The organism is Bradyrhizobium liaoningense (assembly GCF_018130825.1).
In the GTDB taxonomy this organism is placed as follows: Bacteria; Pseudomonadota; Alphaproteobacteria; order Rhizobiales; family Xanthobacteraceae; genus Bradyrhizobium; species Bradyrhizobium liaoningense_B.
This window is the reverse complement of sequence record NZ_JAFCJS010000004.1, coordinates 15,617-29,474: the sequence shown is the minus strand read 5'-3', so window position 1 is coordinate 29,474 and position 13,858 is coordinate 15,617. Positions and strand designations below refer to the sequence as shown.

The 13,858-nt window shown below is 65.7% G+C and carries 12 protein-coding genes; 7 read left to right on the top strand and 5 right to left on the bottom strand.

Annotated elements, in window-relative coordinates; translation table 11 throughout:
- The first annotated feature begins 233 nt into the window (after positions 1-233).
- Positions 234-2,555 carry a xanthine dehydrogenase family protein molybdopterin-binding subunit gene (locus tag JQ603_RS18715; protein WP_212341603.1) on the top strand — a complete coding sequence of 774 codons (2,322 nt, stop codon included), beginning with the start codon at positions 234-236 and terminating at the stop codon, positions 2,553-2,555.
- A 177-nt stretch (positions 2,556-2,732) separates the two neighbouring features.
- Here JQ603_RS18715 and JQ603_RS18710 read toward each other — a convergent pair whose 3' ends face one another.
- From JQ603_RS18710 to JQ603_RS18700, 3 genes are read right to left on the bottom strand one after another with little or no spacing between them, the layout of a single operon-like run.
- Positions 2,733-3,929, bottom strand: a complete 1,197-nt coding sequence (locus JQ603_RS18710) for an acyl-CoA dehydrogenase family protein (RefSeq protein WP_212341601.1) — start codon at positions 3,927-3,929, stop codon at positions 2,733-2,735.
- A gap of 15 nt (positions 3,930-3,944) precedes the next feature.
- Positions 3,945-5,084, bottom strand: coding sequence for an acyl-CoA dehydrogenase family protein (locus JQ603_RS18705; RefSeq protein ID WP_212341599.1), 1,140 nt, complete (start codon positions 5,082-5,084; stop codon positions 3,945-3,947).
- Between the two features lie 5 nt (positions 5,085-5,089).
- A complete protein-coding gene (locus tag JQ603_RS18700; protein ID WP_212341598.1) occupies positions 5,090-5,944 on the bottom strand; it encodes an enoyl-CoA hydratase in 855 nt (284 codons plus the stop codon).
- Between the two features lie 177 nt (positions 5,945-6,121).
- Between JQ603_RS18700 and JQ603_RS18695 the strand changes: the two genes are divergently transcribed.
- The 6 genes from JQ603_RS18695 to JQ603_RS18670 all read left to right on the top strand — a co-directional run bounded on the left by JQ603_RS18695 (position 6,122) and on the right by JQ603_RS18670 (position 11,477).
- Positions 6,122-6,724: a LemA family protein gene (locus JQ603_RS18695; RefSeq protein ID WP_212341597.1), complete on the top strand. Its 603-nt coding sequence runs from the start codon at positions 6,122-6,124 to the stop codon at positions 6,722-6,724.
- Positions 6,725-6,858: 134 nt separating this feature from the next.
- Positions 6,859-7,755 (top strand): TPM domain-containing protein, encoded by an 897-nt coding sequence (locus JQ603_RS18690; protein ID WP_212341596.1) that lies wholly within the window; start codon positions 6,859-6,861, stop codon positions 7,753-7,755.
- 5 nt (positions 7,756-7,760) lie between these two features.
- Complete coding sequence (locus JQ603_RS18685) at positions 7,761-8,258, top strand: TPM domain-containing protein (protein ID WP_212341595.1); 498 nt, start codon at positions 7,761-7,763, stop codon at positions 8,256-8,258.
- Between the two features lie 381 nt (positions 8,259-8,639).
- Complete coding sequence (locus JQ603_RS18680; protein WP_212341594.1) at positions 8,640-9,647, top strand: hypothetical protein; 1,008 nt, start codon at positions 8,640-8,642, stop codon at positions 9,645-9,647.
- Positions 9,648-9,740: 93 nt separating this feature from the next.
- Positions 9,741-11,288, top strand: coding sequence for a hypothetical protein (locus JQ603_RS18675; protein ID WP_212341593.1), 1,548 nt, complete (start codon positions 9,741-9,743; stop codon positions 11,286-11,288).
- A gap of 24 nt (positions 11,289-11,312) precedes the next feature.
- Positions 11,313-11,477 (top strand): hypothetical protein, encoded by a 165-nt coding sequence (locus JQ603_RS18670; protein WP_212341591.1) that lies wholly within the window; start codon positions 11,313-11,315, stop codon positions 11,475-11,477.
- A 9-nt stretch (positions 11,478-11,486) separates the two neighbouring features.
- On the opposite strand, the gene JQ603_RS18665 is transcribed toward JQ603_RS18670, so the two are convergent.
- Together JQ603_RS18665 and JQ603_RS18660 are read right to left on the bottom strand one after the other, a co-directional pair.
- Positions 11,487-12,134 carry a glutathione S-transferase family protein gene (locus tag JQ603_RS18665; RefSeq protein ID WP_212341589.1) on the bottom strand — a complete coding sequence of 216 codons (648 nt, stop codon included), beginning with the start codon at positions 12,132-12,134 and terminating at the stop codon, positions 11,487-11,489.
- 282 nt (positions 12,135-12,416) lie between these two features.
- Complete coding sequence (locus JQ603_RS18660; protein ID WP_212341587.1) at positions 12,417-13,622, bottom strand: CaiB/BaiF CoA transferase family protein; 1,206 nt, start codon at positions 13,620-13,622, stop codon at positions 12,417-12,419.
- Between the last annotated feature and the right edge of the window lie 236 nt (positions 13,623-13,858).

The following is a 13,858-nucleotide window of genomic DNA, read 5'->3' as shown; positions in this document are numbered from 1 at the left end:
CACGATCGGTGCCGTAGGGTGGGCAAAGCGTAGCGTGCCCACCATTTGCCCGTTGTTGAGAGTGGTGGGCACGGCGCGCGAAGAGCGCGCCTTTGCCCACCCTACGGAATCTGCGATACGCCCGGGCATGCCGAATCCGTGCATATCCCGCCCAAAACCGCGGCTGGCATGCCCCTGATCGATCCGCTAAAAGGCAGCCCGCAATTTCGAAAAGACCCTGAGGACCCCACGGAATGAACATTCTTCCCGGCAATTTGCGTTTCGGAGCGGGCCAGCCCGTCAAGCGTTTGGAAGACCAGCGGCTGCTGACCGGGAAGGGGCAATTCATCGACGACAAGCCGGAAGACGGCGCGCTGTGGTTGCACGTGCTGCGCTCGCCGCATGCGCACGCGAAGATCGTCTCGATCGACACCAGCGCCGCGGCCGCGATGCCGGGCGTCACCGCGGTGTACACCGGTGCCGATCTCGTCAAGGACGACGTCGGCGCCATCCCGACCTTGAGCATCTTCAAGCGCCCCGACGGCAAGCCGATGACGGTGCCGCCGCGCCGCCTGCTCGCCCACGAGGTCGTGCGCTACGCCGGTGAAGCGGTCGCGGCCGTGGTGGCGGCCTCCCGCGTCGAGGCGCAGAGCGCGGCCGAGGCGATTGTGGTGGAATACGATGTCCAGCCCGCGGTGGTCGACCCGGTCGAGGCGGTGAAGCCCGGTGCGCCCGTGGTGTGGCCGGAGGCGCCCGACAACATCGTCGGCGCGATGGCTTACGGCGATGCCGCCAAGGTCGACGAGGCCTTCGCCAGGGCCGCGCACACCGTCGAGCTCGGTCTCGTCAGCCAGCGCCTGGTGCCCTCCGCGATGGAGCCGCGCTCGACCATTGCCGAGATCGACAAGAAGTCCGGCCGTCTCCTCCTGCACGTGCAGTCGCAGACGCCGGCCTCGACACGCGACGTGCTGGCGGAAGCCGTGCTGAAGCGTCCGAAGGACAGCGTGCGCGTGCTGGTCGGCGACATCGGCGGCGGCTTCGGCCAGAAGACCAATCTCTATCCCGAGGACGGCATCGTCGCCTATGCCGCGACCAGGCTGAACAAGAAGATCCGCTGGCGCGGCGACCGCACCGACGAGTTCGTCGGCGGCACCCACGGCCGCGATCTGACCTCGACCGCCTCCTTCGCGCTGGATGAGAAGGGCAAGGTGCTGGCCTATCGCGTCAAGTCGATCGGCTGCACCGGGGCGTACTCGTCGGGTGCGGCCAACATCATTCCGCTGGTGCTCGGACCGTTCGTGCAGACCGGCGTCTACGACCTGCCGCTGGTGCATTTCGAGGTGCAGTCGGTGATGACCCACACCGCGCCCGTCGGTGCCTATCGCGGCGCCGGCCGTCCCGAGGCGGTCTTCATCGTCGAGCGTCTCTTCGACGCCGCCGCGCGAAAGATCGGCATGGACCCGCGCGCGATTCGCAAAGCGAACTACATCAAGCCGGCGCAGCTGCCCTACACCAACGCAGCCGGGCAAGTTTACGATTCCGGTGCCTTCGCCCACATGCTCGACCGTGCCGTCAAGCTCGCAGACTGGGACGGCTTTGCCGCGCGCAAGAAGGCGGCGAAGAAGAAGGGCCTGCTCTATGGCCGCGGCCTCACCTCCTACATCGAATGGACCGGCGGCCGCGCGCACACCGAGAAGGTCAGCCTGCACGCGACCTCGCAAGGGCGCGTCGTGCTGCATTCCGGCACCATGGCGATGGGGCAGGGGCTGCAGACCACCTACACCCAGATGATCTCCGACTCGCTCGGCATTCCCCTCGACAAGATCGACGTCGTCCAGGGCGATACTGATCTGGCCATGGGTTTCGGCAGCGTCGGCTCGCGCTCGCTGTTCGTCGGCGGCACGGCCGTGGCGGTCTCCTCCAACGACCTGATCCAGAAGGCGCGCGAGAAGGCGGCCAACGTGCTGGAGACCTCGGTCGAGGACATCGAGTATCAGGGCGGCATGCTCACCGTGGTGGGCACCGACCGCCGCATCAGCCTGTTCGATCTCGCCGAGAAGGAGAACGGCGCCAAGCTCAGCGTCGATTCCGAAGGCGAGGTGGATGGACCGAGCTGGCCGAACGGCACGCATATCTGCGAGGTCGAGATCGACCCCGAGACCGGCGTGTCCAAGGTCGTGCGCTACACCACCGTCGACGACGTCGGCGTTGCCGTCAACCCGATGCTGGTCACCGGCCAGATCCACGGCGGCGTCGCGCAAGGCATCGGCCAGGCGCTGTATGAAGGCGTCTCCTACGATCCGGACGGGCAGCTCCTCACCGCCAGCTACCAGGATTACTGCATCCCGCGCGCCGACGACGTGCCGCCGATCGTGGTGACGCTCGACGACACCGCGCCCTGCCGCACCAACCCGCTCGGCGCCAAGGGCTGCGGCGAATCCGGCGCCATCGGCGGCCCTCCTTGCGTCACCAACGGCGTGATGGATGCGCTCGCCGAGCTCGGCATCACCCAGCTGAACACGCCCCTGACGCCGCAGAAGATCTGGCAGGCGATCAGGGACGCGAAGGCGGGTTAGTCACACTCGGCCGCCGCGGCAAATTCAGTGTCGTCCCGGCGAAGGCCGGGACCCATAACCACCGAAGCCGGTTTAGCGAAGGCTGGTGGTTACCAGCCGCGCTTCACAGCTTCTCCCCGGCGTATGGGTCCCGGCCTTCGCCGGGACGACACCGCGTGTGTGGTGTGTGCGGTGGTCTCAAATCCCCAGCATCATCTTCGCGATGATGTCGCGCTGGATCTCCGATGTGCCGCCGAAGATCGTGTAGGCGCGGCCGTTGAGATATTCCGGCACCACCGTCAGCATGTCCTCAGGCGTCGCCGGCTCGTGGTTGAGCCTGTAGAGCGGGCGCATCGGCTCGACCGCGAGGGCGTCGTGGCCGATCACATCGACGCCGAGCCGCGTCACGGCCTGGCGGATCTCGCTATTGCGCAGCTTCAGGATCGACGACACCGCGCCGGGATTCTGCCCGGTCTGCAGTGCCGAGAGCACGCGCAGCTCGGTCATCTCCAGCGCGTCGATGTCGACCTCGACCTCGGAGATGCGCGTCGCGATGTCAGGGCTGTCGATGGCGCGCCCGGTCAAATCCGACTCGGCAAGATCCGCGATCGCCTTCAACCCCTCGCGCAGCTTGGCTGACGCGATGCCGGAGCCGCGCTCGAACTCGAGCAGATATTTGCCGTAGGTCCAGCCCTTGCCTTCCTCGCCGACACGGTTGGCCACGGGCACGCGGACATCGTCGAAAAACACCTGGTTGACCTCGTGGTCGCCGCCGATGGTGAGGATGGGGCGCGTCGTGATGCCCGGCGTCTTCATGTCGATCAGGATGAAGCTGATGCCGTCCTGCTGCCGCTCGCCGTCGCTGGTGCGCACCAGCGCGAACATGCGGTTGGCGTGATGGGCATGCGTGGTCCAGATCTTGGTGCCGTTGATGATGTAGTCGTCGCCGTCGCGCACCGCGCGGGTCTTCAGCGAGGCGAGGTCAGAGCCGGAGCCCGGCTCGGAATAGCCCTGGCACCAGTAATCCTCCCCGGAGAGGATGCGCGGCAAATAAAAGTTCTTCTGCTCAGGGCTGCCGAAGCCGATGATGACGGGCCCGACCATCTTCACGCCCATCACGTTGACATTGGGCACGCCGGCACGTGCTGACTCCGTCTCGAAAATCCAGCGCTGTGCCGGCGTCCAGTCCGGACCGCCATATTCGACCGGCCAGCCCGGCGCGCCCCAGCCCTGTCTGTGCAGGGCGCGCTGCCAGGCCATGCCGATGTCAGGGTCGGAGAACACCGACGGCGTCAGCGCGGTCGCGCGCTTCATCTCGTCGGTGAGGTTCTTGGCGATGAAGCCGCGCACCTCGCTCTGGAAGGCGCGCTCCTCGGCATTGAACGTGAGGTCCATGATGCGCTCCCTGTGTCAGGCCGTGCGGCCGAGCTGCGCGTGGCGGGCATAGTGATGCGCGCTACCGCCGAACAGCGTGTCGAAGGCGACCAGCCGCTTGAAATAGGCGCCGACCTCGAGCTCCTCGGTGACGCCCATGCCGCCGTGGAGCTGGATCGACTGCTCGCCGACGAAGCGCGCGCATTTGCCGATCTTCGCCTTCGCACCCGATGCGGCGCGCGCCCGTTCGACCGGCGCAGCATCCACCTTCAACGCAGCCCGCAGTGCCATCGAACGCGACTCGTCGACCTGCATCGCCATGTCGGCGAGGCGATGACGGATCACCTGATTGGCGGAGAGCGGCCGGCCGAACTGCTTCCGGATCTTGGTGTATTCCAGCGTGGTGTCCAGCAGCGTCTGCATGATGCCGACGGCTTCCGCACCAAGCGCCGCCATGGCGCGGTCGATGGCCCATTCGACCACGGGCAGCGCGTCATGTCCGTCGCCGAGCAGGGCGTCTTCGGGCAGATGCACGTCCGATAGTTCGATGTTGCAGGCGCGCCCGCCGCCAAGGCGGGGATAGTCGCTGATGACAAGGCTCGGCGCCGTCGCCGGCACCAGGAACAGACCGATCCGCCCCGATGGGCCGTGATGATCATGGATGAGCGCGGAGACGATGATCTCGTCGGCGGCATGCCCGTCGAGCACGGCAATCTTGTTCCCGGCAAGGCGCCAGCCTTGCGCCGTCTTGTTGGCGGTGGTCGCGACCTTGGCGAGATCGAACCGTGCCGCGCGCTCGGAGTGCGCAAGCGCGAGCTTCAATGATCCGTCGGCGACCTTGGGCAGGCTCGCCTGCTTCTGCGCCGTGCTGCCGCATCTGTCGATCAGTGCGGCTCCGAGAACGACGGTCGCAACGTAAGGCTCGGACACCAGGCCGCGGCCAAAGGCTTCCATCAAGATGCCGATCTCGACCGCGCCGGCGCCGAGCCCGCCGAACTCTTCGGGAATCGGCAGCGCCAGCCAGCCGAGCTCGGCAAACTGTTTCCAGACATCAGGGCTGTATCCGAGCGGATCGTTCGCCATCTTGCGGCGGTGGTCGGCATCGTAACTTTCGGCCGCGAAACGTTCCGCGCTCTCGCGCAGCAGCCGTTGCTCGTCGCTGAGATTGAGGTCCATCGCATCTACTCCGCGGCCGACGGCGGCTTGCGCACGGAGGGATGCAGGCCGGATGGATCGACGATCATGCCGAACTCCTGGAGATTATGGGCGTGACAGAGCTGATGCAGCGCAAAGGCCTGGTCGATCGCGGCGGGCTGGCCCATCACGTCGACCGAGCGGTTCACCGCCTCCTTGGTCAGCTTCAATGCGAAGGACGGTTTTGACGCGATCCGCCGCGCCAGCTCCAGCACGCGCGCCGACAGCTCCGTGCGCGGCACGACCTGGTTGACCATGCCAAGCTGCTGCGCCTCCTGCGCGCTCCAGCTGTCGGCCGTGAACAAGAACTCCTTGGCCTTGCGCGGGCCGAGCTCCCAGGGATGCACGAACCATTCGACGCCGCAGACGCCCATGGTGACGACAGGGTCGCAGAACTGCGCATCGTCGCTGGCGACGATGAGGTCGCAGGCCCAGGCCAGCATCAATCCGCCGGCGATGCACTTGCCGTGCACCTCGGCAATCGTGGGCTTGGCGAGGTTGCGCCAGCGCCGCGTGATCTGGAGGTAGATTTCCTGCTCGCGCGCGAAGCGGCCATGGGCATTGGGCTCGGCGAAGCCGCCCCAATTTCCGATCGGCGGGAAATCCGTGCCCGCAGTGTTTTTCCCGCCGGGGCGCAGATCGTGGCCGGATGAGAAATGCGGCCCGTTGCCGGCGAGGATGATGACTTTGACCGCGTCGTCCTGCACTGCCGCATCGAAGGCGGCGTTGAGCTCGTAGGTCATCTGCAGGTTTTGTGCGTTGCGCGCCTCGGGCCGGTTCATCACGACCCGAATTATCGCCGGCTCCGGCCGCTCCACGAGGATGGTCTCGAACGAGCTCATCGCGTTCCCCTTGGCGTTCCCTTGGCGTTGACGTTGTTATTTTGTCCGAGTTGACAATGTCGGCCGGTGATAGGCAAGGGGCTTGCGTCAGTCGGCTACCTTTCGCGTCTCCAAGAGGTCTGGCGTCTCGCGCGCTCAATCTGGTAGTTTGCGCCGGATTCCACCGGGAGAAATTTGATGCGCAAGATCCTGACCGTGCTGGCGGCGCTGGCTTCGCTGAGTCTGACCAATTGCGGCTACAACGCGATCCAGAGCGGGGACGAGCAGATCAAGGCCAACTGGTCCGAGGTCGTGAACCAGTATCAGCGCCGCGCCGATCTCGTGCCCAACCTCGTCAATTCGGTGAAGGGCTTTGCCCAGCAGGAGAAGGACGTGCTGCTCGGCGTCACCAATGCCCGCGCCAAGGTCGGCAGCATCCAGGCGACGCCGGAGGTGCTGAACGATCCCGCCGCGTTCCAGAAATTCCAGGCGGCGCAGGGCGAGCTCTCCAGCGCGCTCTCGCGCCTCCTGGTCGTCACCGAGAACTACCCGCAGCTGAAGTCGGATGCGCTGTTCAAGGACCTGATGTCGCAGCTCGAAGGTACCGAGAACCGCATCACGGTGGCACGCAACCGCTACATCAAGGCGGTGCAGGACTATAACGTCACCATCCGCTCGTTCCCGACCAACCTCACCGCGATGACGTTCGGCTACAAGGAGAAGCCGAACTTCTCGGTCGAGAACGAGAAGGAGATATCGATCGCGCCGAAGGTGGATTTCAACCCGGCGCCGTCGAAGTAAGCGCGCGTTAGCTTCCCATGCGCGCCACGCCCACCGCTGTCATTCCCCGCGAAAGCGGGGAATCCAGTACGCCGCGGCTTCTCCGTAGTCCGCCGGCGTCTCTGGAATACTGGATCGCCCGGTCGAGCCGGGCGATGACAGAGATGTTGCGGCGAGCGCTTGTCGTACTCGCGCTGCTGCTTGGCTGGTTGTTCCCCGCCTTCGCCGACGTCGCCGTCCCCCAGCTCACCGGCCGCGTCGTCGACCAGACCGGCACGCTCTCCAGCGGCGACGTCGCCACGCTCACGCAAAAGCTGCGCGACTTCGAGACGCGCAAGGGCAGCCAGATTGCCGTGCTGATCGTGCCGACCACGCAGCCCGAGACCATCGAGCAGTACTCGATCCGCGTTGCGGATGCCTGGAAGATCGGCCGCAAGAAGATCGACGACGGTGCGATCCTCATCGTCGCCAAGAACGACCGGCATCTGCGCATCGAGGTCGGCTACGGCCTCGAGGGCGCGCTGACCGACGTCACCTCGCGGCGCATCATCGACGAGATCATCACACCCAAGTTCAGGAGCGGCGATTTTGCCGGCGGCATCGGCGATGGCGTCGAGCGCATGATGCGGGTGATCGACGGCGAGCCATTGCCGGTTCCTTCTCCCACCGTGAATTTCGGCAGCCTGGACGATCTCGCGCCGCTCTTCATCGTGACGCTGTTCGCCTCCATCGGCGTGGGCGGGGCCTTCCGTGCCATGCTGGGACGATTGCTCGGATCGGTCGTGACCGGAGGCATCATCGCGGCGCTGACCTGGATCATTCTCGGGTCTTTCGCACTCGCCCTCGCGCTCGGTGCTCTCGGCTTCATCATCGGATTTGTCGCCGATCTGTTTTCGGCGATGACGCCGGGCACAGGCCGCTCCCGCGGCGGTTCCTGGTCGAGCGGCTCCTCGTCCGGCGGCTGGAGCAGCGGATCATCGTCAAGCGACAGCGGCGGCTTCAGCGGTGGCGGTGGCAGTTTCGGCGGCGGCGGCGCCTCGGGGAGCTGGTAGCGGTCATGAGCATCAAGCGCATTGCCAGACATCTCGTGCACCACCATTGGCGGGCAAAGCAGATCTTCCCGCAAGCCGCGCTCGACCGCATCGAGCAGGCGATCCGGCAGGGCGAGACCACCCATTCCGGCCAGGTCCGCTTCGTGGTCGAGGGCGCGCTCGACGGCCGTCCCCTGTTCCGCAACCAGCCGGCCCGCGAGCGCGCGCTCGACCTGTTTTCGCATTTGCGCATCTGGGACACCGCGCACAACAACGGCGTCCTGATCTATCTCCTGCTCGCCGACCGCGACGTCGAGATCATCGCCGACCGCGGCATCGACGCGAAGGTCGGCGCGGCGGGCTGGGAGACCATCTGCCGCGCCATGGAGTCCGAGTTCAGGTCGGGCCAGTTCGAGCGCGGCGTGATCAGCGGAATTGCGGCGGTATCGCAGGAGCTGGCAAAGCATTTTCCGCCGGGCGGACCGCATGCGAACGAGCTGCCGGATGCGCCGCTGGTGATGTGACCGAAGTAGACGCCGCGCGGCCAACTCTCTCACCGTCACCCTGAGGCGCGAACGCAGTGAGCCTCGAAGGGCGACGGCCCGGCTGCAGCCCGGCCGTTCATCCTTCGAGGCTCTCCATGCGGCGCGTTGCGCCCCATGGCTCGCGCCTCAGGATGACGGGGTGGGATTTGCACCATGCGTTGACCGTTGCGCGGCCGTTCATCTTGCCCCGGTTACAAATTGTTTGACGCCCGCCACACCGGTTCCATGTTCCCGGCCAAATTCGGCCCCGGATGAGTTCCTAAAATTTCGGTAAGCGGGTCCGAAGGTAAGGATTTCGCAAGCAATGAAAGTTACCAAAAAGTCAATCCAGACTGGAGTATTTGAGCCGTGAGCGAACCAATGGCTGAGCAGGCCGCCCAGGATTCCGGTGCTGTCGACGCCGCAGCGCCGCAGGTCGTCGAGGTTGCCGCCGGTACCGACGCCCCCTCGATCGCCCCCGACCATGAAGCGCCGCCCAAGCCCGATCCGGTGAAGGCGGATGCTCCGAAGGTCGAGCCGCCGCGGATCGAGGTGCCGAAATTCGAAGCCAAGAGCGACGTCAAGTCCGAGGTCAAGGCTGAAGCCAAGCCCGAAATCAAGCCCGCGCCGAAGCCCGGCAAGCTCATCGTCATGCCGCCCGCCGACCGCGCCTGGGAGCGCGAGGAGTTCGCCCCGCATGTGAAGGCGGACGAGCCGCGCGAGACCGGCAGCAAGCGTCGCCTGTCCGCCATGGCCGCGGTGGTGGCAATCGCGGCCGGCGTCGGCGCAATCAGCGGCGCGCTCGCGACCGCAGGGATGATGCATTTCGCCGCCCCGGCGGCCGCGCCGGTGCAGGTCGCCGACACCAGCGCGCTGGATGCCTCCGTCGCGCGGATCGACGCCGACCTCGTCGCGCTCAAGGCGAATGTCGAGCACAGCTCCAAGACCGGGCTCAGCCAGTTCAATCGGGCCAATGACCGTCTCGACAAGCTCGAGAAGGCGCAGGCCGAGCCGATGGCGAAGCTGGCAAAGCTGTCCGAGACCGTCGACAAGCTCCGCGCCACGCCGCCTGCGGCTCCCGCTCAGGCCGCCGCCGCGGCGCCCAAGGAGACCACCGGGTCGATCGCGCCGGCCCAGGTTGCGACCGCGGCTGCCGCACCGGCACCCGTACCCGCCGTACCCAAGACCGAGGTCGGCCGCCTGCCGACGCTCGAAGGCTGGAGGCTGCGCGACGTCGCCAATGGCGGCGCGCTGATCGAGGGCCGCGACGGCCTCTATGAGGTCTATGCCGGCGACCCGATCCCCGGCGTCGGCCGCGTCGATGCGATCCGCCGCCAGGACGGCCGCTGGGTTGTCGTCACCAGCAAGGGCCTGATCGTCGCGCGCTGAGCGTTCGATATTCGACTTTCGAAGAGGCGCTTCACCTCCCTGTGAAGCGCCTTTTTGCTTGAATAGGCCTGCCCGCGCGGTGTTACCTCAGGCATGAGCCGCGCGTTACGAATTCTAATTGCTGTCGTCGTGTTGTTCGGCGGCGTCATGTCGCTCTCGGCGGCTGAGAACGCACAGCTGGCGCGCGGCACCGCGATCACCGATCCCGGTCTCCTGCGCAAGCTCGACGAACACGATGTGTTGACGATTTCGCGCCTGCTCTGGCCGGAGCGCAACGCGAACTTTCCGCTGACGACCGATCTGCTGTTCTCCTGGCTGCCGCAGCTCGAGGACATCCCGCCCGCGATCGATGCGGAGTTCGAGCGCTATGTCGCGCAGCAGAAGGCGGCCTATCCGACCGAGACCATCGGCGTCGGCGAAGGTTTTGACGTGCAGCTGTTCGATCGGGCCGTGCTGAAATCCTCCAACACGCGCTTCGTCCTGGCCGGCATCGTCAACCGCATGGATCGCGCCTATGTGTCGGAGGAGTCCTGCGGCGAGATCCGCTTGATCTATCGGCTGACGCGTTTCGACGCCGGGCCGGACGGGACCAAGACGGCGACGCGTCTGCCGATGACGTTCAACCTGGTGATGAAGGCGCGCGATGCGCGCCAGACGGATGCGAGCGGCAAGCCGGTTAGCTGCGCCGAGGTCGCGCGGCGCTGGCTCGACAATGGCGACTGGCAGGGGCTGATCGGCGGCGGCTTCTATCCTCACGATGCCATGCTCGACCGCATCGAGACCAACATCCAGGTCTCGATCGCACCGAAATCGGCGCTGCACGATTTCCGCTCCGACTACCTGCTGAAGGTGTTCAAGTACAACGCCGCCGCCAGGACGTTCGAGGAATCGACGCTGGAGAACCAGATCGACCGCGACCGGATCCTTGCGGACAATGATCTCCGGCGCGATTTCAAGGCGTGGCTGCTCGCGCCGGAAAATCTTCGCGAGTTCGACCGCGGTACGGTGCTGATCCCCGAGAGATTTTTGGCCAGGGCCGCGGTGGTGCCGACGCCGGCGGGTCTCGATGCTTCGGCGTTGCAGCCGGAGTTCGGCATGATGCAAGGGGAAGGAAAAGGGGAGGGCAAGGACAATCCCGTCTTCACCGACAGCGACGTGGTCGGTGCATTGAAGCAGGCTGCCGCGCGCGGGGACCTGCAGAACGTCCGTTCCGTCGCGGGTTTCCAGCGCCGGCTCAACGACGTCACCTGCGCCGGCTGCCACCAGACCCGCGGCATCGGCGGCTTCCATTTCCCGGGCGTCGACTGGCTCGCCGACAAGCCGTCCAATTCATCCATCGTGCCGGCCTCGCCGCATTTTGTCGGCGACCAGGTACGACGCCGCGACATCCTGACCGCGTTCGCCGCGGGCAAACGCCCTGATTTCTCGCGCGGATTTGCCAGCCGGCCGCAGACCCGCGGCAGCGCGGAGCTCGCCGGCACCGAATATCAGGACGGCTGGGGCGCGCATTGTTCCCTGCAAAATGCGGGATCGGGAACGCGGGATGAGAGTTTTACGTCATGGAGCTGTGCTACAGGCTTGACCTGTCAGGCTGCCGCGGCCTCGCGCCGCATCGGCATGTGCTTCATCAAGACGCGTTAGCCATAACAGCGATTTGGATGACCCATGACGGATACGAGCGAAGCCAACAAGGAGCGCAATCGCGAGATCGCGCGCAATGAGGAAGCCAAGCAGGTTACCGGCAGCGTCCGCGTCAGCATCTGGGCCGTCGCGATGGCCGTCATCATCGGCGGGATCCTGTTCACGCTCGGCTGGCTGGCGCTGAGGTGATCGAAGCTCTCACTTCGCGTAATTCGTCATCCGCTTGCCGGGCAGCAGCTCATAGGCCGGCTTCCAGCCGGGCAGCGCGGCCATGCGGCCGAGCCAGGCGTGGATCGCGGGATGGCTCTGCGCGAAATCAAAGCCGTGCTCGTCGCTGGGATAGTGCAAATAGGCCATCATCGAGATATCGGCGACCGTCGGCTTCGCGCCGATCGCGAAGGCGTTGTGCTGGAGATGTCCGTCGAGAATGCCGAGAAAATCGTCGAGCCGCCGGCGGAAATGCTTCAGCACCTGCGGATCATTTTTCTCGGTGAAAGCCCGCATGAAGCGGTAGGTCGCCATGTAGCCGGTGAGCTTGTGGTTGTCCCAGAACAGCCAGCGCAGCAGCTCGAACTTCTCGTCCTCGGTCTCGGCGCCGAAGCGTCCGTACTGCTCGGCAAGCTTGAGTAGAAGCGGCGCAGTCTGCGTCATCTTCACGCCGTCCACTTCGAGCACGGGAATCTCACCCATCTCGTTGACGGCCTTGCGCCACTCCGGAGTGCGCGTGACGCCGCCGCCAAAGTCGGTCCACACAGGCTCGAACGTCTCGCCGCAAAGCGTCAGCATCAGCGCCAGCTTGTAGCTGTTGCCGGATTCCGGGAAGTAGTGCAGGCGGTAGAGGGGCATGGGACCTCGCGGCAATGCAGAATGTTGTTGAGGAAGCTACATCGTCCCGCATCGTCATTGCGAGCGCAGCCAAGCAATCCAGCAATGCGTTCGCGCGTGCGAGCTATCTCCTCACCGTCGTCCCGGCGAAGGCCGGGACCCATATCCCAGAGAGGGAGTTGTCGCGTAAGCTAGTAACTCCGAGTTTTCGCTAAACCACATTCGGTGGTTATAGGTCCCGGCCCCCGTGCGCAATTGCGCACTAGGCCGGGACGACACTGCGTGAGACGTGCGCGCGCCCCCTTACCCCACCGCCCCCGAACCCCGCAGCTGCTTGATCTCCGCTTCGTCGTATCCCGCCCCGCGCAAAATCTCGTCACTGTGCTCGCCCACGGCGGGCGGCTTGCGTGGCTGGACCTTTTTTGCGCCGTCGACCCAGATCGGGCTGTTGATGGTGAGCATGGTGTCGTTCTCGAACGGCACCAGCACTTCGTTGTCGAGCATCTGCTTGTCGTTCGGGATGTCGTCCAGAATGGCGACGACGCCGAACACGAGGCCGTTGCCGTCGAGGATCTTGCGCCATTCGGCGAGATCCTTTGTGGCGAAGGTCTCGTCCAAAATCCTGATCAACTCGACCGAGCGGGCGTGGCGATCGGCCTTGGTGGCGAAGCGGGGATCATTGATCAGGTCTTCGCGCCCGAGGCACTTGGCCAGCGTCGGAAACTGCTTCTCCTCGTTCAGCAGCGACAGGATCAGCCAGCGGCCGTCCTTGCACTGGTAGTGGTTGGCGACCGCGTTCAGCGCGCGCTCGCGCGGCCGCCGCTCGCCGAACTTGGCACCGCAGAGCTTTGCCTGCGCCAGCACGCTCGCAGCCCACACCCCGTTCGCCATCAGATTGGAGGCGACGTGCGAGCCCTTGCCGGTCTTCTCGCGCTGATACAGCGCCGTGACGATCGCGCTGTACAGCGCCATGGCGCAGGGGTGGTCGCCCATGCCGGCGACCGAGCGGGCCGGCGTGGTGTCGATGTCGGCGCGGACAAGGTCCATCAGGCCGGAGCGTGCCCAATAGGCGTTGCTGTCGAAGCCGGGCTTGTTGGCTTCCTCGCCCTTCTCGCCATAGCCGGTGAAGGAGGCGTAGATCAGCCGGTCGTTGAGATGGGCGAGATGGTCATAGGTGATGCCGAGCTTGGCGCGCACCGGTGGCGGCATGTTGGTGATGAAGACGTCGGCCTCTTCCACCAGCTTGTAGAGCACGGCCTGCGCCTCGGGCTTGGCGAGGTCGAGCGCGATGCTCTTCTTGTTGCGCGCCTCCAGCAGCCAGGCGAAATTGTGCTCGCCGGTCGGATAGCCCGGCAGGTTGGGCAGGTTGCGGTAGGGATCCCCGGCGCCGGGCGGCTCGATCTTGATGACGTCCGCGCCGAAATCCGATAGCACGGTCGCGGCCGCGGGCGCTGCGATGAAGCTCGCGCAGTCCAGAACCTTCAGCCCCGCAAAAATGCCCTTGTCCATCGCGGCGTTGCTCCCTCGCTCTTGTTGTTTCCCGCGCGCTGGAATTGGCGCGGGCCAAGTCATGGAGCATTAGACCGATGTTTTGCCGGGATGCAACGGCGCCCGGCGCAGGGCTCGTTGCAGTGTAGTTGCCGCGGGCTTGAATTTCTCCCCGTCACCCTGAGGTGGCCGCTTCTTCAGCGGCCCTCGAAGGGCGACGGCCCGGCTACATCCGGGCCGTTCATCCTTCGAGGCCT